15 protein-coding genes and 1 tRNA gene are annotated in these 20767 nt (G+C 63.7%); 8 read left to right on the top strand and 8 right to left on the bottom strand.

Annotation, left to right across the window (positions count from 1 at the left end; genetic code table 11):
- The first annotated feature begins 4 nt into the window (after positions 1 to 4).
- Positions 5 to 3109, top strand: a complete 3105-nt coding sequence (locus ACVILL_RS06905) for a DEAD/DEAH box helicase (protein ID WP_456728388.1) — start codon at positions 5 to 7, stop codon at positions 3107 to 3109.
- A 148-nt stretch (positions 3110 to 3257) separates the two neighbouring features.
- Positions 3258 to 3389 carry a hypothetical protein gene (locus ACVILL_RS06910; protein WP_456728389.1) on the top strand — a complete coding sequence of 44 codons (132 nt, stop codon included), beginning with the start codon at positions 3258 to 3260 and terminating at the stop codon, positions 3387 to 3389.
- Positions 3390 to 4998: 1609 nt separating this feature from the next.
- Here ACVILL_RS06910 and ACVILL_RS06915 read toward each other — a convergent pair.
- From ACVILL_RS06915 to ACVILL_RS06925, 3 genes are all read right to left on the bottom strand, one after another.
- Positions 4999 to 5075 (bottom strand) — tRNA-His (locus ACVILL_RS06915).
- A gap of 244 nt (positions 5076 to 5319) precedes the next feature.
- Positions 5320 to 5757 carry a phasin gene (locus ACVILL_RS06920; protein WP_456728390.1) on the bottom strand — a complete coding sequence of 146 codons (438 nt, stop codon included), beginning with the start codon at positions 5755 to 5757 and terminating at the stop codon, positions 5320 to 5322.
- A gap of 271 nt (positions 5758 to 6028) precedes the next feature.
- Positions 6029 to 6427 (bottom strand): phasin family protein, encoded by a 399-nt coding sequence (locus ACVILL_RS06925; RefSeq protein WP_456728391.1) that lies wholly within the window; start codon positions 6425 to 6427, stop codon positions 6029 to 6031.
- Between the two features lie 363 nt (positions 6428 to 6790).
- Here ACVILL_RS06925 and ACVILL_RS06930 point away from each other — a divergent pair, with 363 nt between their 5' ends.
- Entirely contained in the window at positions 6791 to 10513 is a 3723-nt protein-coding gene (locus ACVILL_RS06930; RefSeq protein ID WP_456728392.1) for a PAS domain-containing protein, read from the top strand.
- A 377-nt stretch (positions 10514 to 10890) separates the two neighbouring features.
- Entirely contained in the window at positions 10891 to 11718 is an 828-nt protein-coding gene (locus tag ACVILL_RS06935; RefSeq protein ID WP_456728393.1) for a metallophosphoesterase family protein, read from the top strand.
- Here ACVILL_RS06935 and ACVILL_RS06940 read toward each other — a convergent pair.
- From ACVILL_RS06940 to ACVILL_RS06960, 5 genes are all read right to left on the bottom strand, one after another.
- Entirely contained in the window at positions 11657 to 12142 is a 486-nt protein-coding gene (locus ACVILL_RS06940) for a Crp/Fnr family transcriptional regulator (RefSeq protein WP_456728394.1), read from the bottom strand. The genes ACVILL_RS06935 and ACVILL_RS06940 overlap by 62 nt on opposite strands.
- Before the next feature lie 25 nt (positions 12143 to 12167).
- Positions 12168 to 12410 (bottom strand): hypothetical protein, encoded by a 243-nt coding sequence (locus ACVILL_RS06945; protein WP_456728395.1) that lies wholly within the window; start codon positions 12408 to 12410, stop codon positions 12168 to 12170.
- A gap of 644 nt (positions 12411 to 13054) precedes the next feature.
- Positions 13055 to 13699 carry a GNAT family N-acetyltransferase gene (locus ACVILL_RS06950; RefSeq protein WP_456728396.1) on the bottom strand — a complete coding sequence of 215 codons (645 nt, stop codon included), beginning with the start codon at positions 13697 to 13699 and terminating at the stop codon, positions 13055 to 13057.
- 1 nt (position 13700) lies between these two features.
- Entirely contained in the window at positions 13701 to 14351 is a 651-nt protein-coding gene (locus ACVILL_RS06955; RefSeq protein ID WP_456728397.1) for a 3-oxoacid CoA-transferase subunit B, read from the bottom strand.
- A 23-nt stretch (positions 14352 to 14374) separates the two neighbouring features.
- The gene (locus tag ACVILL_RS06960; protein WP_456728398.1) at positions 14375 to 15082 is read right to left on the bottom strand and encodes a CoA transferase subunit A; all 708 of its coding nucleotides are present in this window, start codon (positions 15080 to 15082) and stop codon (positions 14375 to 14377) included.
- Between the two features lie 244 nt (positions 15083 to 15326).
- Between ACVILL_RS06960 and ACVILL_RS06965 the strand changes: the two genes are divergently transcribed.
- The 4 genes from ACVILL_RS06965 to ACVILL_RS06980 all read left to right on the top strand — a co-directional run bounded on the left by ACVILL_RS06965 (position 15327) and on the right by ACVILL_RS06980 (position 20763).
- On the top strand, positions 15327 to 17288 hold the full coding sequence (locus tag ACVILL_RS06965) for an AsmA family protein (RefSeq protein ID WP_456728399.1): 1962 nt from the start codon (positions 15327 to 15329) through the stop codon (positions 17286 to 17288).
- A gap of 172 nt (positions 17289 to 17460) precedes the next feature.
- The gene (locus ACVILL_RS06970) at positions 17461 to 18846 is read left to right on the top strand and encodes an ABC transporter substrate-binding protein (protein ID WP_456728400.1); all 1386 of its coding nucleotides are present in this window, start codon (positions 17461 to 17463) and stop codon (positions 18844 to 18846) included.
- 199 nt (positions 18847 to 19045) lie between these two features.
- Positions 19046 to 19915, top strand: coding sequence for a carbohydrate ABC transporter permease (locus ACVILL_RS06975; protein ID WP_456728401.1), 870 nt, complete (start codon positions 19046 to 19048; stop codon positions 19913 to 19915).
- Complete coding sequence (locus ACVILL_RS06980) at positions 19912 to 20763, top strand: carbohydrate ABC transporter permease (RefSeq protein WP_456728402.1); 852 nt, start codon at positions 19912 to 19914, stop codon at positions 20761 to 20763. Before ACVILL_RS06975 ends, ACVILL_RS06980 begins: the two co-directional genes overlap by 4 nt.
- Positions 20764 to 20767: the final 4 nt, after the last annotated feature.

A 20767-nucleotide genomic window follows, 5' to 3' on the forward strand; every position in this document is an offset into this window, starting at 1 on the left:
GTGCATGATGGCGTTTCGCGGTCTCTTCATCGGCATCGACCGTTACGCCTCCCAAGACATAGATGAACTCACCTGCGCCCGACGCGACGCGATGGCGCTGGAAGCGGTGTTCTCGGACACTCTCGGAGGCGAAAGCTCGCTGCTCACAGACGAGAGCGCAACGCGCGAAGGCTTAGAAGCCGAATTCGGCAGACTGGCTACGTGTGATCCCGAAGATACCGTCGTGATTGCTTTTTCGGGGCACGGATCTGAGACGCACGAGCTCGTCACTCATGATGCTGATTTGGCCGATCTTAGCGGTTCCGCCGTGCCGCTTGATGTCCTGCAAGAATGGTTCGCGCGGATACCTGCGAAGCGACTCGTTCTATTCCTTGACTGCTGCTTCTCGGGAGGCATTGGCGCAAAGGTCTTACGGGTTGATACCAAGCCACGAAGCCTTGAATCGACAGAAGCGAGATTAGCTCAACTCGCCGGCGAGGGCCGGATCATCTTGACGGCGTCCGCGGCGAATGAACCGGCTTATGAAGATCGCCGGTTCGGGCATGGATTCCTCACACATTATTTGCTGGAGGCGCTGCGTGGTGCCGAGGAAGTCGCCAATGCCGGCAAGATCTCCCTTTACCGTCTTATAGAACACGTCACCAACCGGGTAAAGGCCGCTGCACTACAAGGGGGAAAACAACAGAACCCCACCATGCGCGGAAGTATCGATGGAGGCATTGAGTGGCCGGTATTTGTCGCAGGGGACAAGTATCGGGCCGCGTTCCCAGAACGAATGCCTGCGAAGATCAGTTCTGATCTTGCCAGCCTTACCGGCGCAGGTTTTCCGGACGGCCTAATCACCGCCTGGGCAGGTGCGATTCCGGCACTCAACGCGCTCCAGATCGCCGCCATCAACGATTTCGGCGTTTTGGATGGCGAAAATCTGGTTGTGTCGGCTCCAACATCCTCCGGCAAAACAATGGTTGGCGAGCTCGCTGCGCTTCGCAGCGTCATCGACCGAAGGCGCGCTCTGTTCTTGCTTCCGCTGAAGGCTCTCGTAGCGGACAAGCGAAGGTACTTCGAGAACGTGTACGGCGCGTTCGGTATACGCACCGTGGAGGCGACCGGCGAGACGGACGATATCTCGCCGCTCCTGAAGGGCCGGTACGATATTGGGCTACTGACTTATGAGAAATTTGCCGCCATCGCCCTCACCTTTCCGCATGTGTTGGCGCAGGTCGGCGTGATCGTGATCGATGAAGCCCAGATGATCGCTGATCGCGGACGCGGCGCCAATTTGGAGTTCATCCTGACCCTCATCCGCATGCGGCGGCATGAAGGGATCGAGCCACAAATCATCGCGCTCTCTGCCGTGATCGGCGACACTAATGGTCTTGAGCAGTGGCTTGGAGCCCGGCTCCTTCGACGGACGGAAAGGCCCGTTCCGCTTGATGAAGGTCTGCTTCTCGGCAATGGCTATTTCCGCTTCATCGACCCGGCGACGGGAACGGAAAAAGTCGAGGGTCCTCTGATCCAGCCTATATTCGGCAAGGGCTCAAGTCAGGACCTTATCATCCCGCTGGTGCGCAAGCTTGTGAGCGAGGGCCAACAGGTTATCGTATTCCGCGAGACCAAGGGCGAAGCTCGGGGCTGCGCCAACTACCTTGCCGGGGCTCTCGGGCTTCCTCCGGCTACAGATGCCTTGGCACAAATGCCTGGCGGAGATCCGTCGCAAGCCAGCACCGATCTGCGAAGCGCGCTGGGACATGGGGTCGCTTTCCATAACGCCGACCTTGAGCGTGAAGAGAGGCGCATTGTCGAAGAGGAGTTCCGGCGTCCGAATTCTGGACTTAGGGTTATCGCCGCGACAACCACTTTGGCGATGGGCGTCAACACACCCGCGTCCTCTGTCATCATTGCCGGGTTGGACCATCCCGGTGATGAACCGTATTCGGTCGCCGAATACAAGAATCTGGTGGGGCGCGCGGGACGGCTAGGCTATTCGGAGAAAGGCGCTTCGTATCTTCTGGCTCTCGATCCCCGTGCCGAGCACGATCTTTGGTCTCGGTACGTTACTGCGATGCCGGAGGATCTGATCTCGCGCTTTTTGGACGGCGAAACGGATGCACGGTCCCTCATCATCCGGGTGCTGGTCGCCGCCCGCCGCGCTGCAGGTGAAGGTGTACCGAGTGAAGAGATCATCGAGTTTCTTGAATCGAGCTTCGGCGCCTTCCAGGCGTGTCGGGCTCATACCGGTTGGCAATGGGATCGAGCGGATCTTCTCTCCGCCTTGGCTGACCTAGAACATCATCAGCTTGTTCAAAAAAGCGCGGCAGGGGCCTACGAACTTACCAAACTCGGCCGTCTGGCTGGGGAAAGCGCCGCAGAAGTCGGCTCGATTGTTGCTCTCGTCGATTGCCTCGGCACGCTTCGGCCTGAGGAAATCAGTGATCCAGTCCTGATCACCGCTGCACAAGCGACGCTGGAGGTCGATGAGGTTCTCTTTCCGATAAACAAGAAGAGCACACAAAAAGAACCTCAACTATGGCCGAACGAGTTACGCGGCCAAGGCGTACCTGGGCAGGTCCTGAATGCTCTTTATCAACGCATAACAGAAGAGCATCAATCCACGCTGCGCGCCAAAAAGGCCGTCGCCTGTCTCCTGTTCATTTCAGGTCGTGCCATGAACGATATCGAGAGGGTTATGACGCAATTTGGTGGCGCGTTTGGGGGCGCCGCAGGCCCTATCCGCTCAGTCGCCTCGCGCACGTGCGATCTCGTATCCGTTGCAGCCCGCGTTGCGGAAATCCTGCATCCAACTCTTGATCTTGGCGATCGGATAAGACGGCTCGCTATTCGCTTGACCTATGGGGTACCAGGCGCGGCTGTCGAACTTGCTCAAGTCATTGGTGGGGACTTGCTACGCGGCGATTATTGTCGCTTGGCGGGCGCCAATCTTTGCGAACCTGAGCAAATCAAGGCCGCATCCAGTGACCAGATCCTCGCCTGCGTCGATCGGGACAAACGCAAACTTGCGCTGGTACGCGGGGCCGGCGAACGCATCGCCACCCAAAGAGCAGCGACCAGCGCCCTCAGCCTCCCGGTTCTGGAGCCATATGTCGCCTAAGGAAGGCAGACGCTACGGTGGCCCGTATCTTTAAGCAACGCTGCGCCATCACGCCCGGGCCGGGAATCTTCTACATCGTCGCTCGTACGCTTGCCGGCGGTCGAGCCGAGGTCTGGCATCCGGCATCGGCCTGGGGTTCGGTGGGTTCGTGCACGTCCTCGCCGGCGCGATCGGCATCTCTGCCCTGGTGATGGCTAGCGTCGAAACGTTCACGGCGCTGAAGATCGCCGGCGCACTCTATCGCGTATGGCTCGGCATCACCGCATTTGGGACCCGCTGATTAAGAGTCCGGAAACAGTCCGATTTGTACTCCAGAACCGCCGATTGCCGCACCAGCTTAGAGGCAATCCTTCCCGAGGAGCAGATTTCGCATACAACTTGGACCTAGCGGCCGAGCCAAAGGCCTCATGAGCACCGATCAGCCTGGGAAGGCATTCTGGAGGATGCGGGGCTGGGCGACGACGTGGTCCGCCACTCACTGCGGCACACCGCAGCGACCTGGCTGATGCAAGCGGGCGTTGACATGTGGGGAAGCTGCTGGTTGGCTCGGTATGACAGTTGAGCAACTGGAGACCAACTACGGCCATCACCACCCTGACTTCCAGGAAGAGGCTGCCGAGGCATTTGGCGGAAGGCGCTGAGCTGAGCACTACTCGCCACGACCAATTCGTGCTTTGATGCTGGCCAAAATCAGCTCGTGGGTCCGAAGGGAGGACTTGTGGTGCTTGATGATGTTTTAGGCGGCGTTACGCCAAGGGCCAGTTCCCTCGCGCTCCCCGGTCGTCTTTTTTCCAGTTTCGAGCAGCGTAAGGTCGTCGCGGATAGCTCCTCGACGTCCTTGGCGTGTGCCTCGAGGTCGTCGGGCATGGCTGCCGCGCCTCAAATCGTTGCGCATTTCATTGCGCAGAAAAAGCATCGAAACTATAAGCGCTTGAAAAAATGGTCGGAGTGGCAGGATTCGAACCTGCGACCCCTGCGTCCCGAACGCAGTGAACACCCTCTAAGTTGTTGATCTTTCTCGCGGTGACGAGGGTTTCCGCCCCGTTTTGTTCACCGTCGTTTCACCCAATTCGTTGCGATTTCGTTGCGCGTTCTCGGCATGGTCGGTTGACCGATTAGTCCGTTAGGTTCGCGCTGGCTTCTGGGAATGGAATAGCTCGTCGATGGACTGTTTCGGGTCCTTGATCCGGGAGCGGTCCTTGCGATCGTTCTTCTGTGCCTCGAGCTTCTGCAGGAAGCGGAAACGGGGCGACCGGGTCGCGTGCCCCGATCGGCCGTGTTTGGTCATGCCGAAACCCTTTTGGCCACCATGCGCCATTTGATCACTAACGAAAGCTGTGCGCCAAATCTCGCGCACGCGGGAAGGCGCCAACAGGGCCAAGCTTGATGCGGTTCGCCGACCACGATCAAGTGAGGAAAGAATAGCCCCGATCGTCAAAAGGCGCGAGGTGGAGACGGTCTGTTTGCAAGAACAGAATGCTGCAGTGCCGCGCGCCTACTATCCAACATGTCGAAGCCGCTGTGAGGCGTCGGGGTTCGAGCCAAGGGTCCGCTACACCCTGAAACCCACTATTTCAGAAGCCCTGCTTTCTTAACGGCGAACGCGGTGCCCCGCCGCCAGTTACACCACGCCAGGGGACGCGATCCGCGCCTGAGTTTGCTGGCGCTCCCAAGGGGAATCGAACCCCTGTTTCAGCCTTGAGAGAGCAACGGCAATGCGTGGGCAAGTTGCCATCGTCGATTCTGTTGAAAGCGCTCGCCGCAAATATTTTTCGACTAAGTCGTACGAGCGAGATCCAGTTGCGCAAGACTAACGTCGTCGTGGTAGCTATATGGTAGCTATACGGGATTTCGAAGCTGCGGATATTTCTCTAACTGATTGATTTCGCTGGTACAGTTGGGTGGGCTCGAACCACCGACCTCCTGTTCCACAGACAGGCGCTCTAACCAACTGAGCTACAACTGCATCCTGACGCACGGCCCGGCGTAAAGGGGGCGGCGATTTCGGGCGGAAACTAGGTGCAACGCCGCGCTTTGGCAAGGCTTTAACGCGGGCTTTTGCACCTCGACCCGCTTTGTCTTAACGCGCTTTCGTGGCGCAAACCGGGCTCCGTCCGGCTCGAAAACGCGAACGCGGCCGTTTCCTCATCAAAGCAAAAGGCCCGGACCGCTTCGGCCCGAGCCTTCGGCTGGATCTTGCAGACCTGAGATCAGGCGGCCGGCTGATGGGCGAACTTCGCGGCGCTGGCCTTGATCGGCTCGGCGGTCTCGCTGGCGACCTTCTGGCCGAGCTCGGCCAGTTCCTTGGCCTGCGCGGTGAAGGTCTCGAACTGCTTGCGGGCGTGCTGAGTCCACAGTTCGACCGCCTCGGTCGGCGACTTCACGCTGAACAGCTCCTGGGCGAAGTCGAGCGACGAGGTGGTGTTGGCCTTGAAGAACTCGATCAGCTTGGCCGAGTACGCGGTGGCACCCTTGTTCATCGACGTGAACACGGCCTCGACGGTCGAGTTGTGGGTCTCGGCAGCGTCCTTGAACTTGGCGTAGCTGTCGCGGGCCTGCAGCACGCCCTTTTCGGCGAACGCGCGGACCTGTTCGGGAACTTCAAACGGGATGATCGAAGCGGAAAACGGATCGGACGGGTTGGTCATACGTGTAATCCTTCGCAACGGGTGAGTAGATGTGACCATTGCGGACGTCCCGGAGCCCATCAGGCCGGGAGCGCTGAAATGGATCACGCTGCCTTGATTCACGGGAGTGCCCTTCGTCGGGCGCGCCTAATAAACACCCATATCATGTCAATTTTGTGCAACGCAACGTAAGATCGCGTGCGACGCCATATTTTTTATATGGCGGAATATGGGGTTGCCGCGCCCGACCAAGGCCGGGCCTGCCACAATCGGCCCCGATCAGCCGCCCCCGTCAGTTCTTCGGCTTGACCGCATCCATCGCCGCGCGGCTGACGGCCTGGCCCATTTCGCTGGCCTGCTCCGCGAGCGCACGCATCTGGCCCTGCACATATTCGCTGTGCAGCTTCATCACCTCGGTGAGGTCCTTGGCCTTGAGCAGCGACTGGGCATAGTCCAGCGACGACTGCACATTCTTTTCCGCATAGGACAGCGCCTTGGTGGACAGGTCCTTGGCGCCGGCGCGCACCGTGGCGTTGCGCTCCTCGATCTTGCCGGCGGCGTCCCGCGCGTTGGTCACGAACTGCTCAAAAGCCTTGCGGGCCTGATCGAAGCTCGCCTCCGCCATCGACCGCATGTCCTTCGGGATTTCGAACTTGGGGATCTCGAAATGGTCACGCCCGTTGTCACTCATGGTCGCTCTCCCTCGCTGGTGATCGGCCCGCCTGTTGGCCCTGCGGGCCCAAGGTGGAATACAAGGTAGAATAGACGACAGGATATCGCGGCACTGCAATCGCAGGTGTGACGCGGTGCCGTCTGGTTCCGCACCACGCCGCTTTCGCAGCAACCACACTTCGCCCGACAACGCAAAACGGCTGTGGATCGTTCAGCGAAGTTAACGTTATCCCGGCTTTACCGGGGGCAGTTTTGCTGCGGTCATGGACCTGCCGCCCCCCAGTTGCGATACTAACCTTCTGTTAAGGCTGTCGTCCTGCGGCTGTCGGCGCTTCGGCTGAGCTAAGGAAGAAGCCAAACCTATGCGGTCAAATCTTGCGTGATGAGTGACGCGGAGTTCCAGATCCAGGCGCTAGGCGATGTCAGGCTGGCGGACCATGCGACGAGCCCCCTGCCGGCCTGGCTGTGGTCGGCCGACGGCGCACGGATTCTCTGGGCCAATCCGGTCGGTGCGCAGGTATTCGGTGCCGCCGACGGCGCCGAATTGGTGAAGCGCGCGTTCGGTCCGGCCGATCCGCATCGCCGCCAGGTCGCGCGGCTCGGCCACAGCCTCGGCCTCAACGGCGCAATGCGGCTGGAACGGCTGCGCGGGTTCGGCGCAGCGCCCGGGATGCTCGCGACCTGCGGCTGCAGGCGGATCGACCTGCCCGACGGCAGCCACGGCATCCTGATGTCGGCGCTCAATGCCAACGGCCGCGGCATGCCGCTCGCCGAGCGACTGCAGCGGCTGATGCAGGGATTGCAGCGGCCGGCGGCCGCCTTCAGCGGCGACGGACTGCTGATCGCAGCCAATGAGGGGGCGCGTTCGCTGCCCGGCCTGCACGACCTCACCGAGGCCGGTCTCGATGCCACGCGCGACGAGGCGCTGGCGCAGGGCCGCGCGGCGGCCAGCGTTGCGATCGGCCGCGTCGTGCTGCAGCGGATCGGCCGCGGCGCGGATCGCGCGCTGGTCGCGCTGATCAAGCCGCGTCTCTCCGCAAAACCGGCGGCGCCGGCCGTGCCTGATGCGGTTGCGGCGGAAACGGCTGCCCCGGAGACACCGGTGCCTTCACCGGCAACGCCGCAAGAGTCCGTCGCAGTCGAGCCGCCACCGGCATCGGTCGCCGTCGAGCAACCCGTCGTGCATCACGAGCCCCCTGTGCCGGCGAGCGAAGCGCCGGCCACCCTCGCGCTGTTCGATGCGCTTGATCCGGCGCTGGAAGAAGCAGCCGAGCAGATCTTCAGCGCGACCGAGCCCGTGCCTCAGGACGCCGCACTATCTCCCGCCGCGGCAAAACCGGCGCATGCAGAGACCGTCGAGAGCCCCGCTCTCGACACCACACCCGACGCAACGCCCGCCGTCGAGGAGCCGCTGTCGGAAGCGCTGATCGAGGCGCCGGCTGAAGCGCAGGTCGCAGAGCCTGCGCCGGAGCCCGCGCCTGTTCTCGAAGAGACGGCAACCGCGCCGGCGCCGGAAACATCGGCGCCACCCGCCGATCCTGTCCCCTCGCCCTATGCGATCGCGGATGTATCCGCTCCGCCACCGGCTCCCGAACCAGCGACATCAGCGCCGGTGCCGCCGCCATCCTGGCTCGACGAGCCGCTGCCGGTGCGGCGGCATCCGCTTCGCTTCATGTGGCAGATGGACCACGAAGCGCGCTTCTCGCTCGGCTCCGACGAATTTACCCGCCTGATCGGCCTGCACACCGCGGCCGGCTTCGGCCGGCTGTGGAGCGACATCGCCGAGAGCTTTGGCCTCGACCCCGAGGGCCGCGTCATGCAGGCGTTCGCCAGCCACGACACCTGGAGCGGCATCACGCTGCACTGGCCGGTCGACGGCGGCGGCCGGTTGCCGGTCGAACTGTCCGGCCTGCCGGTGTTCGACCGTTCCCGGAATTTCGCCGGCTATCGCGGCTTTGGTGTGTGCCGCGACCTGGACGGGCTTGCGCGACTCGCCGCATTGCGCCGCTATGAGTTCTTCAGCGGCGCGGTCGCGCCGCGATCGCTGTCGGCCGGCGTCGCGCCTTCGCCGCGCACCGATGCGCCGCCCGGGCCCGCCGCGCCACATGATGTTTCTCCGCCGCAGGCGGAGCCGCCGCCCGAGCCGACCGCGATAGCACCAGCCGAGGAATTGACCGAACCGACCACCACAGAGACTTCACACCAAGCCGATCCGGATCACGCCGTGGAACCGCACGAGGAAGCGCACGAAGTGCGTCACGACCCGCCACCGAATGTGGTGCCGTTCCGCCCCGCGGGCGACACGCGGCCGCCGTCGCTGACGCCGGTCGAGAACAACGCCTTCAACGAGCTCGCCCGCCAATTGTCGGCGCGGCTCGAGAGCGAAGCCGGCCTCACCGCACCGACGAACGGGAGTGCGGCAACGGAGCCGGTTGCCGCAGAGCCGCCCGCGAGCGAGCCGCTGCAGGCGGCGGAGGCGCCGCAGCAGGAGACGGTCGCACAGCAGGAGCCGCCGGCCGACACGCCAAAGCCGGGCTGGCTGGGCGAAACAGCGCCGGCGCCGCGCGCGGATTCCCGGCGCGATCGCGCGCTGCTCGATCTTTTGCCGGTCGGCATCCTGATCTACCGGCTCGACCGCCTGCTCTATGCCAACCAGGCCTTCCTCGCGCGCATGGGCCATGACAGCCTGCACGCGCTGGAAGCCGCAGGCGGCCTCGACGCGCTCTATGTCGAGCCCGGCGTCTCGCAGGCGAGCAGCACCTCCGGCACCGGCACGCCGGTGACGATCTCCGCGAACCAGAGCGCGGACGGCAGCGTGCCTGCGGTGTCCGCGGAGGCGCGGCTGCACACCATCAGCTGGAACGAAGAGTCCGCGCTGGCGCTGATCTTCTCGCGCACGCTGGAGGAAGACGCCGCCGTCGCCGCCGCGCTGTCCGATCCGGAGCCTGCCGCAATCGCGGAGCCGGTGCTTGCACCGCCGCCGGCGCAGGCCGGCCACGCCGACGCCGAGGAGCTCGGCGCCATCCTCGACACCGCCGCCGAAGGCATCATCATGTTCGATGCCGAGGGCAACATCCATTCCTGCAACCGCAGCGCGGAAGCGCTGTTCGGCTATGACGGCGACGAGTTCATCAAGCACAATCTCGCCGACTTGTTCGCGCCGGAGAGCCAGCACGGCATCCTCGACTATCTCACCAGCGTGAAATCTGCCGGCGTCGCCAGCCTGCTCGACCACGGCCGCGAGACGCTCGGCCGCGTCCGCCAGGGCGGCATCATCCCGCTGTCGGTGACGATGGGCCGCACCCGCGCCGACGGGCCGAACTTCTTCGCCGTGTTCCGCGACCTCACGCAGACCAAGAAGAGCGAGGGCGAAATCCGCGAGGCGCGGCGGCTCGCCGAACGCGCGGCCAATGCCAAGTCCGACATGCTGGCGCGGATCAGCCACGAACTGCGCACCCCGCTCAACGCCATCATCGGCTTCGCCGAGGTGATGATATCGGAGCGCTTCGGCGCGCTCGGCAACGAGCGTTATGTCGAATACATGAAGGACATCCGCGCCTCCGGCGAGCGGGTGATCGCCATCGTCAACGACCTGCTCGACCTGTCGCGGATCGAGACCGGCAAGCTCGACCTCGCCTTCACCAATCAGAACCTCAACGAGATGGTGGAGAGCTGCGTCGCGGTAATGCAGCCGCAGGCCAACCGCGAGCGCATCATCATCCGCACCTCGCTCGCGCACACGCTGCCGCCTGTGGTCGCCGACGCCCGCGCGCTGCGCCAGATCACGCTGAACCTGATCGGCAACTCGATCCATCTCGCCAATGCCGGCGGCCAGGTGATCGTCTCGACTGCGCTATCGGATTTCGGCGAGGTGATGCTGCGCGTGCGCGACACCGGCCAGAGCCTCAACGACAACGAGGTCGCCGCCGCGCTCGAGCCGTTCCGCGCGCCGGCGCCATCCGACCAGGCCGGCTCCGGCGGCGTCAGCCTGTCGCTGACCAAGGCGCTGGTCGAAGCCAACCGCGCCAAATTCCAGATCAAGACCGGCGGCCGCACCGGCACGCTGATCGAGGTGACCTTCGCCCACGCAGCCGCAAGGGCGTGAGCCATTCGCAACATGCGAACGGATCACCTTCCTCGCTTCCTCCGTGAGGGACGCATTAGCGGAAGGGCTCCCTCCTGCCTTGCGGGGGAGGGTTGGGGAGAGGGGGGCCACACGGCAAGTCCTCTCCGACTCCCTTCGACACCGCACGATTGAGATTGTGAGACCTCGCTCACGTCGAACATCTCGCCCGAGGCTCACCCCTCTCCCCACCCTCCCCCGCAAGGGGGGAGGGAGCCCGACTACGTGCTCAACATCGCTGCGAAAATCTGTCGCGCCGGGCCTACGCGGCACGGCATAAATCTTGCTGCAGTTCAGCTTGCTTGAAATTCATTGCCTTGCGGACTCGCCCTGTTTTCACGGGCATCTGGATCTGGCGGATGCGCTGCCTCGTCGTCGCCGATTTGCACTATTCACTGCCGCAGTTCGACTGGCTGCTCGCGGCCGCGCCGCAATTCGATCTCGTGATCTTCGCCGGCGATGCGCTCAACCTCGGCTCGGCGGTCGATTTCCGCGCCCAGATCGTCGTGGTCACCAAATACCTCGCGCGGCTCGCCGACGTCACCCGGGTGATCTTCTGCTCGGGCAATCACGACCTCGACGAGCGCAATGCGGAAGGCGAGAAGATCGCGCGCTGGGTCGCCGGCATCAGGGAAGCCGGCATTGCCTGCGACGGCGACAACCTGACCATCGACGACACGCTGTTTACGGTGTGTCCGTGGTGGGACGGCCCGATGGTCAAGGCGCGGATCGACGCTCAGCTTGGCGGGGCCGCTGCTATCCCGCATCGCCGCTGGGTCTGGGTCCATCATGCCCCGCCGGCGGATTCACCGGTGAGCTGGGGCGGCAAGCGCTTTTTCGGCGACGTCGAACTCAAGCGATGGATCGAGCGCCATCATCCGGCGATGGTGATCTCGGGCCACGTGCATCAGTCGCCGTTCATCCAGAGCGGGTCGTGGTTCGACCGGATCGGGACGACCTGGGTGTTCAATACCGGCCTGCAGCCCGGCCGGCCGCCGGTCTACATCGTGCTCGACCTCGATCAGGACAAGGCGTTCTGGCTCGCCGCCGGCGATGCGCAGATCGTCGATCTCGGGAAGCCGTTGTCCCGGCCGGCAACGCCGCTGCGCGAGGCGCCGGACTGGCTTACATCCTTGGATCGGATTGCCGATCCGAGCCTGGCGCGACCTGCATCGGCGGCAGGTTGATCATGCTCTGCAGCACCTCGCCGACCATCGCCAGATGGGTGCCGTGGTCGGCATATTGGTGCATCAGGTCGGCAAGATAGGTCGTCGCGACATGAAGCCGTTGCGCCAACAACTGCGCGATCAGAAGCGCCACCGCAGGCTGCTCCCGCAGGAACGACGCCGCATCGTCGAATTCGTACAGCACGCAATCGGAGGCCGTGCGCACCTTGGCGCTGTGCGGCCTGTCGAGCAGAACGGACATCTCGCCGAACACAGCACCGGGCTCGTCGATGACGGCTACCAGACTATCGCCCTTCAGGACTTCGACCTTGCCGTCGAGCAGCACGAACAGGTGACCTGTCTTGCCGCCCTCCTCGACGAAATCCGTGCCGGCCGGCAGGCTCCGCCGCGTCCCGCCGGTGCAGTGATCAAGGATCGCTCGCATGCTGTCCATCTCCGCCCGCATCAGACTAGGCAGAGATGCCGTCGAGGTGAAACCGGATTAGCTGGGCGATCTGCCCAAATTGTCGGCAGGTGCGGCGACGTAAGGGAGTGACATGCTCGCCCTTCTTGTCGCCGGCGCGCTTGTAGATACCCCAGTTGACGTCCTCGTCGCTGATCGGGTCGAGGCCTTCGGCAAGCCGCGCCACGCCGCGGATGTTCTTGCCGATGAAGGGATCGGCGACCGGCTTCAGCGGCGCCTCGCTGGCCACCGCGCCTGCGCGCCATGGGGTGACAGCAGAGCCAGGCCGAGCGACAGCAGGCCGACAACGAACGAGCGGCGAAAAACCTCAATCACGGATCAGTCCTCGATGATGGAGACAATCGGAGCGCAAGGATGACTACGACGGCGCAAGGTCCCGACACTTGGACTATCACGACAAGCGTTTGGACTGACGCGACACGCAGATGACAATAAAAATATCTCCGGAGACGCGACCGTCATGACCGCCGTGTTCGATTTTAGGCGTGGGGAGGGAGTCGCATTCGAACATGCGCGGGTGATGACACCGCGTTTGACATCTTGAATCGAGAACCATCCGCAGCGTCGTCCCGGCGAAGGCCGGGACCCATTGCCCCAAATGAGAATTGTTGCGCGACGCTGGGGCCACGGCCTGCTTTTCAACAACGCTATCCTGTGGCTATGGGTCCCGGCTTTCGCCGGGAGAACGATCTGAATGTAGGCCGCGCCCACATTCGGTGTCGTCCTGGCGAAAGCCAGGAGCCATTACCCCAAATCTCAATTGTTGCGCGAGGCCGGGGCCACGATCCCGTTCATCACCGAATGCGGTGGTTATGGGTCCTGGCCTTCGCCAGGACGACAGCGGTGGATGCGGCAGCATTTGCCGTGAACGGCTCAAATCGCGCGCGCAAATCTGCGAAAGCCGGGCGCGCCGGTCAGCGCCTCGAAGGCGGCGTCGCGCTTCTCTTCGGCGAAGGCAAAGCCGGCCTTGGTGTAGCAGCGTTCGGCCGCGCCGTTGCCGATCAGGAACGAGATCGACGCCCGCGCAAAGCCGGCGGCCCTGCCGTCGGCGAGTGCGCGGCCGATCAGCGGCTGCACCAGGCCGTTGCCGCGATAAGCTCGATCGGTTGCGACATGCTCGATCAGCCAGTCGCCCTCGCCGCCCTGCACCCAGCAATTACGGGCATAGCCGCCGCGCGCCACGATGGCATCGGCATCCATGCCGAGCTGCGCCGCCACCTCCTCGATCGCCGCGCGCGCGGCGACGACCGTTCCGGATGCCGGCATCGCGCAGAGCGCGGCCGCGGGAATGCCATCGACCTCGGTGATCAGGAAGTGGGCGACGTGATACCATGATTTCACCCGCGCAGCAGCGAGCCGCGTCATGAACGCGAGGCATTCGTCCTCCGGCCGGTCCAGCGCGATGTCGCACCAGCCGCGCGGCAGCGGGCCGCGCTGTGCGGCAAGGACGACGCGCGCGATGAAACCGGCGTCGTCGGATCGTGCGGGACGGATCGAGGATCGTCCCGCGCCAATCATCTCAGGTGTTCTTCAGCGCGACGCGGAATTCCGCTTCGGTCTTGGCCTTGACCTCGTCGAGCGTGACGCCGTCGGCGAGCTCGATCAGCGCCATGCCGTCCTTGCCGTGCTTGTCGATGGTGAACACCGCAAGATCGGTCACGACCATGTCGACCACGCGCTCGCCGGTCAGCGGCAGGTTGCACTGCTTGAGCAGCTTGGGGCCGTCCTTGGCGGAATGCTCCATCACGACCACGACGCGCTTGACGCCGGCGACGAGGTCCATGGCGCCGCCCATGCCCTTCACCATCTTGCCGGGGATCATCCAGTTGGCGAGGTCGCCGTTCTGGGCCACTTGCATGGCGCCGAGGATCGACAGGTCGATATGGCCGCCGCGCACCATGCCGAAGGATTCGGCCGAGGAGAAATAGCTGGTCGAGGGCAATTCGCTCACGGTCTGCTTGCCGGCGTTGATCAGGTCGGCGTCGACCTCGTCCTCATAGGGGAACGGGCCCATGCCGAGCATGCCGTTCTCGCTCTGCAGGCTGACGTCGATGCCGTCGGGGATGTAGTTCGAAACCAGCGTCGGGATGCCGATGCCGAGATTGACGTAGTAGCCGTCGCGCAATTCCTTGGCGGCGCGGGCGGCCATCTGTTCACGGGTCCAGGCCATGAGGCTCTCCTGCAGAATTGGGTTTAAGCGGCCGGCCGCGGACGGGTGTTGCGGAACTCGATCCGCTTCTTGGCCGTGCCGACCTCGATGATGCGTTTGACGAAGATGCCGGGGGTGTGGATGTGGTCCGGGTCGATCTCGCCGGCCGGCACCAGGTGCTCGACCTCGGCGACGGTGACCTTCGCGGCGGTGGCCATCATCGGGTTAAAGTTGCGCGCGGTCTTGCGGTAGACCAGATTGCCGGCGGTGTCGCCCTTCCAGGCATGGACGATGGCGACGTCGGCGAACAGGCCGCGCTCCATGATGTACTTCTCGCCGTCGAATTCCTTCACTTCCTTGCCTTCGGCGATCAGCGTGCCGACGCCGGTCTTGGTGTAGAAGGCCGGGATTCCGGCGCCGCCGGCGCGGATGCGCTCGGCCAGCGTGCCCTGCGGGTTGAATTCGAGCTCGAGCTCGCCGGCGAGATATTGCTGGGCGAACAGCTTGTTCTCGCCGACATAGGACGAGATCATCTTCTTGATCTGGCGGGTCTCGAGGAGGCGGCTGAGCCCGATGCCGTCGACGCCGGCATTGTTGGAGACGACCGTCAGCCCCTTCACGCCGGAATCGCGGATCGCGTCCGACAGGGTCTCGGCGATGCCGCAGAGGCCGAAACCGCCCGACATGATCATCATGCCGTCCTTGAGGAGACCATCGAGTGCCGATTTGGCGTCGGGATAAACTTTGTTCATGCGGCGAATACCTGATCGAGGGCGCGAAACGGCTGTGACAATGCGGATTATTAGGCGAAATCTTCGCGATGCGTCAATCACGGCCCCGTGCGGCGACGGGCGACGCCCTGCGACGTCAACATGGCCTTGAAAGCGTCAAGAAAACCCTTCAAGTTGCGTGGGTTGGCAGGGGCCTCCGGCGAGCGCCCACTGTGTTCGACGACGACCCGACAAAACTCAACCCGACCCGGATATGTCATTGACGATGGCCCAAGGAATTAAGCGCCTGGGGATGCCGATCGCGGCGCTTTTCGGCCTGGCGCTCGTCGGGCTGGTCGGAACGTCATGGTTCCTCAACCGGGACGCGCTGCAGCGCGCGGTGGAAGCCCAGATTCGCGCGGTCACCGGGCTCGAACTGGTCATCAACGGCCCGATCGACGTTTCAGTCTTTCCCGGCAGCTATGTCTCCTTCCATAATGTCGGGCTGAAGGGCGCCGATACCGTCGGTCCCGCGCTGCAGGTCGATGTGCTGACCGCCAATCTGCGCCTGCTGCCGCTGTTGCTGCGGCGGTTCGAGATCGCCGACGTCATGATGCTCCGCCCGCATATCCATGTGGTCCGCGACGGCGCCGGCGAGAGCAACTGGACACCGTTCGTCGAGACCATCGCCAAGGCGATGACACCCGGCGCCGAGAATCAGGTGTCGTTCTCCGAAATCCGGATCCAGGACGGCGAACTGAATTACCAGGATGGGACCAACAACATCTCCGAGCAGCTCGGCGATATCGACCTGTCGCTGGCCTGGCCGTCGATCTCGCGTTCCTTTGCCGCAACCGGCCAGTTCGACTGGCGCGGCGAGCGCGTCGACGGCTCGATCAGCGCCAGCGATTTCGTCGCGCTTCTGTCGGGCGACCGTTCCGGCCTGAAGGCCCGGCTCGCCAGCGCGCCGCTGAAGGTTGCATTCGACGGAACCGTGGCCAACCGCACCAGCCTGATGATGGAAGGCGTCGCCACCATGGACTCACCGTCGCTGCGCAACGCGTTGCGCTGGATGGGACAGGCGCCGCCCGGCGGCGGTGGCGGCTTCGGCCGCTTCGCGCTGAAGGCCCGCGCCAATGTGGTCGGCGGCTCGGTCGCATTCACCAATGTCAATGTCGAGCTCGACGGCAACGTCGCCGAGGGCGTGATGACCTACGCCAATAACGGCCGGCAGACGCTGCAGGCGACGCTCGCCGCCGGCAATCTCGATTTCACGCCCTACATCTCGACGTTCCGCCTGCTGGCCAGCGGCCAGCGCGACTGGAACAGGCAGCTGTTCGACCTGTCCTCGCTGTCATCGACCGATCTCGACATGCGCCTGTCGGCCGCCAAGGTGACGGTCGGTCCGTCGAAACTCGGCCGCACCGCGTTCGGCGCCAATCTGCGCGGCGGCGCGCTCGCGCTCAGCGTCGGCGAGGCGCAGATGTATGGCGGCATCGCCAAGGGCTCGTTCGCGATCGCGCGCTCGGACGCGGTCGCCGATGTCAGGGCGCAATTCCAGTTCACCGATGTCGATCTGCAATCCTGCGTCAGCGAACTGTTCGGCATCAACAAGCTGTCCGGCCGCGGCAACCTCAACGTCTCGCTGATGGCCTCCGGCTCGAGCCCGTTCGGGCTGGCATCGTCGCTCGACGGCACCGCCACCCTGAACGGGCATGACGGCGCAATCGCGGGCTTCAATGTCGAACAGCTGTTGAAGCGGCTGGAGAAGCGGCCGCTGTCCGGCGGCGGCAATTTCCGCTCCGGCTCGACGCCCTACAGCAACCTCAACATCTCGGTGAAATTCGCCGACGGCGTCGCGACCGCCGACGACATCCATGTCGAGAGCCCCGCGGCGAAGATCACGCTGACCGGCACCGCCTCGGTGCCGTCGCGCGAATACGATCTCAAGGGCGTCGCCAGCCTGACCTCGTCCGCGGGCGGCGGCAACGGATTCGATCTGCCGTTCGTGATCCAGGGCCCGTGGGACGATCCCCTGATCTTCCCCGATCCGGAAAGCCTGATCCGCCGCTCGCCCGCATCCGCCCCGCTGCTCGATGCGGTGAAGGATCGCAAGACCCGCGACGCGGTGCGCTCGGTGATCGAGCGCTTCACCGGCGGCAACGCGAAGCAGCCGGCGCCCGATGCTGCGGCGAGCCCGCCCGGAGGCGGACCGGCGACCTCGGCCGAGAATGCCAAATCGAACTGATCAAGTCGATCGATCCATTCACTTTCCGCATGGATGCACCGGGACCGATCCACACTCTCGCTGCGAGCCCCCTACAGAAGTCGTCGCTGCGACATCTTTATCGGGTCACAGCCATGCGCTAGTGTTTTACCCAACCGGTTAAAATAAGCCGGCGTCATGAGGGGAGAACAACGTGAAATCCAAGGTTATCGGTGCGCTATCAATTGCGGTCGCTGCGGTCGGCCTGTTCGCCGCAACTGCACCCGCTCTGGCCCAGGGCAAGACGATCACCGTCTGGTGGGGCAAGGGATTTTACAAATCCGAAGATGACGCGCTGCTCGACACGATCAAGAAGTTCGAAGCCAAGACCGGGATCAAGGTCGAACTGTCGCAATACGCGATCCAGGACATGATTCCGAAGACGGTCGCCGCGCTCGATTCCGGCACCGTGCCCGACGTCGCCTATTCCGACACTTACGATGTGCAGGCCCAGGGCAAGTGGGCCTTCGAGGGCAAGCTCGAGGACCTCTCCGACATCATGCTGCCGATGAAGGACGCCTTCGCGCCGAACACGCTCGAAGCGGCCCTGCTCTACAACGACGTCACCAAGAAGAAGTCCTATTACGGCTTCCCGCTGAAGCAGCAGAGCATGCACGTCCAGATCTGGGGCGACATGCTGGAGAAGGCCGGCTTCAAGGCCGCCGACATCCCCACCAAGTGGGAGGATTACTGGTCGTTCTGGTGCGACAAGGTGCAGCCGGCGATCCGCAAGGCGACCGGCCAGCGCATCTACGGCGTCGGCCAGCCGATGGGCGTGGAATCCACCGACTCGTTTCAGTCGTTCTACACCTTCATGGACGCCTACCACGTCAAGCTGGTCGATGATGACGGCAAGCTCCTGGTCGACGATCCCAAGGTGCGCGACGGCTTGATCCACGCGCTGAAGGACTACACCGACACCTACATCAAGAGCTGCACGCCGCCCTCCTCGACGACATGGAAGGATCCGGACAACAACGTCGCCTTCCACAACAAGACGATCGTGATGACCCACAATTTCACGATCTCGATCGCGGCGAAGTGGTTCGAGGATTCGACCAACCCGGCGCTGACCGACGCGCAGCGCGCCGCCGGCAAGCAGGCCTATGAGCACGACATCATCACGGCGTCGTTCCCGAAGGCGCCGGACGGCTCGACGATCAAGTACCGCTCCGACGTCAAGACCGGGCTCATCTTCGCCAACGCCAAGAACAAGCCGGAGGCCAAGCAGTTCATCGCGTTCCTGATGCAGGAAGACAATGTGCGGCCCTATGTCGAGGGCGCGCTCGGCCGCTGGTTCCCGGTGACCAAGGCGAGCCAGGCGAGCCCGTTCTGGCAGGCCGACCGGCATCGCAAGGCTGTGTGGAACCAGTTCACCGGCGGCACCGCGCCGTTCGACTTCACCAAGAACTGGAAGTTCACCATCCTGAACAACGAGAACGTCTGGGCCAAGGCCATGAACCGCGTCGTCAGCGAGAAGGTGCCGGTGGACAAGGCCGTCGACGAACTGATCGCCCGCATCAAGCAGGTCGCGGGGTAGGCGTTGCGAGACCGGCCATCGCCAAAGCTCGTTCCGCGCGTCGTCCCGGCGAAAGCCGGGACCCATACGCCGCGGCAGCAGTTTTGCGGTATGCTGGTTGACGGCTTTCGCACAACAACGGAAGCCGGTGGTTATGGGTCCCGGCTTTCGCCGGGACGACGGCTTAGACGCGGCGATATCTCGCTCGAAGAGTAACCGAATGGCGATCACGCTCTCCGCATCCGATGCCCCCTCGCCGCCGCTGTCTGCAAGGCTGTCGCCGCCGCAGGTCTGGGGCATCGTGCTGCTCGCGCCCTATCTGCTCGTGTTCCTCGCCTTCGTGGTCTATCCGGTCTGCTACGGCCTGTGGCTGGCGCGCCAGCCGTCGAGCTATGTCGCGCTCTACAACGATCCGATCTTCGCGCGCGCGGCGGTCAACACGCTGATCTTCCTGGTCATCGGCATCAACATCAAGATGCTGATCGCGCTGTTCCTGTCCGGTTTCTTCGCCCAACAGCGGCCCTGGATCAGGTGGCTGTCCGTGATCTTCATCCTGCCCTGGGCGGTGCCGTCGATCCCGACCATCCTGTCGGTGCGCTTCATGCTCAATCCCGAATGGGGCGTAGTCAACCAGCTGATCTTCAAGTTCACCGGCGACGACGGCCCGAACTGGCTGAACGATCCCGCGGTCGCGCTCGCGATGGCGATCGGCGTCCACATCTGGAAGTCGCTGCCGTTCTGGACGCTGATCCTCCTGACCGGGCGGCTCGCCATCTCGCAGGACCTGTACGAGGCCTCCGACGTCGACGGTGCCAATTGGTGGCAGAAATTCCGCTACATCACCTGGCCGTCGATGCAGACGCTCTATATCACCTGCACGCTGCTCTCGATGATCTGGACGCTCGGCGACTTCAACAGCGTCTATCTGCTCACCGGCGGCGGGCCCGCCGACCTCACCCATGTGCTGTCGACGCTCGGCATCCGCTATCTCAGGCTCGACCAACTCTCGCTGGCGATGGCCTCGATCGTCTGCGCGATGCCGTTCGTGCTGCCGCTGGTCTATTTCATGATGAAACGGTTGTCGCGATGAAGCTGCCCACACTCCGCGACGTCGGCACCGAAGCCAAGCTGCTGCTGATCGGCATCCCGGTCTTCATCTGGACCATGATCCCGATCTACCACATGTTCGTGTTCGCCATCTCGCCGAAGGAGGACGCGTTCACCGGCAAGCTGTGGCCGACGCATCCGACGCTGCACAATTTCTCGATCGTGTTCCACCAGCAGCATTACTTCCTGCGCGACTTCTGGATCCAGTTCTGGAATTCGACCGTGATCGCGCTCGCCGTCGGCGCGCTGACGCTGTTCGTCGCCACCGCCGCCGCGTTCTCGATCTCGCGGCTGCGCGTGCCGGGCGGCCGCGCCGTGATGAATATGGCGCTGTTCACCTATTTCATCCCGGCGGCGTTCCTCGCCGTGCCGATGTACCGCACCATGGGCAATTACGGGCTGCTCAACACCCACTGGTCGCTGATCCTGGCGATGGTCACGATCGCCGCGCCCTACGCGATCTGGGTGCTCAAACAAGCCTCAGACAAGCTGCCGGTCGAGCTCGACGAGGCCGCGACGATGGACGGCGCCACCACGCTGCAGCTGTTCCGCCTGGTCTATGTGCCCTTGATGATGCCCTCGCTGGTCGCGGTCGGCACCTATGCGATCCTGCTCGCCTGGAACGAATATCTCTACGCGTTCCTGCTGCTGTCGAAGGACACCGATATCACGCTGCCGGTCGCGCTCGGCAACTTCCTCGCCGCCGACGATTCGCCGTGGGAGCTTCTGATGACCACCGGCTTCATCTACGCGCTGCCGCCGGCCGCGGTCTATTACGCCTTCAGGCGCTACATGGTCGGCGGGCTGACCGCCGGCGCGGTCAAATCATAAATGC

The organism is Bradyrhizobium sp. USDA 3364, assembly GCF_054056355.1.

Bases quoted from the DNA above. Each gene is read 5' to 3' on its own strand.
- ACVILL_RS06930 (WP_456728392.1), top strand. From the start codon at position 6,791: ATGAGTGACGCGGAGTTCCAGATCCAGGCGCTAGGCGATGTCAGGCTG.
- ACVILL_RS06920 (WP_456728390.1), bottom strand. From the start codon at position 5,757: ATGACCAACCCGTCCGATCCGTTTTCCGCTTCGATCATCCCGTTTGAA.
- ACVILL_RS06925 (WP_456728391.1), bottom strand. From the start codon at position 6,427: ATGAGTGACAACGGGCGTGACCATTTCGAGATCCCCAAGTTCGAAATC.
- ACVILL_RS06955 (WP_456728397.1), bottom strand. From the start codon at position 14,351: ATGGCCTGGACCCGTGAACAGATGGCCGCCCGCGCCGCCAAGGAATTG.
- ACVILL_RS06965 (WP_456728399.1), top strand. From the start codon at position 15,327: ATGGCCCAAGGAATTAAGCGCCTGGGGATGCCGATCGCGGCGCTTTTC.
- ACVILL_RS06960 (WP_456728398.1), bottom strand. From the start codon at position 15,082: ATGAACAAAGTTTATCCCGACGCCAAATCGGCACTCGATGGTCTCCTC.
- ACVILL_RS06905 (WP_456728388.1), top strand. From the start codon at position 5: ATGATGGCGTTTCGCGGTCTCTTCATCGGCATCGACCGTTACGCCTCC.
- ACVILL_RS06940 (WP_456728394.1), bottom strand. From the start codon at position 12,142: ATGCGAGCGATCCTTGATCACTGCACCGGCGGGACGCGGCGGAGCCTG.
- ACVILL_RS06980 (WP_456728402.1), top strand. From the start codon at position 19,912: ATGAAGCTGCCCACACTCCGCGACGTCGGCACCGAAGCCAAGCTGCTG.
- ACVILL_RS06975 (WP_456728401.1), top strand. From the start codon at position 19,046: ATGGCGATCACGCTCTCCGCATCCGATGCCCCCTCGCCGCCGCTGTCT.
- ACVILL_RS06950 (WP_456728396.1), bottom strand. From the start codon at position 13,699: ATGATTGGCGCGGGACGATCCTCGATCCGTCCCGCACGATCCGACGAC.
- ACVILL_RS06935 (WP_456728393.1), top strand. From the start codon at position 10,891: ATGCGCTGCCTCGTCGTCGCCGATTTGCACTATTCACTGCCGCAGTTC.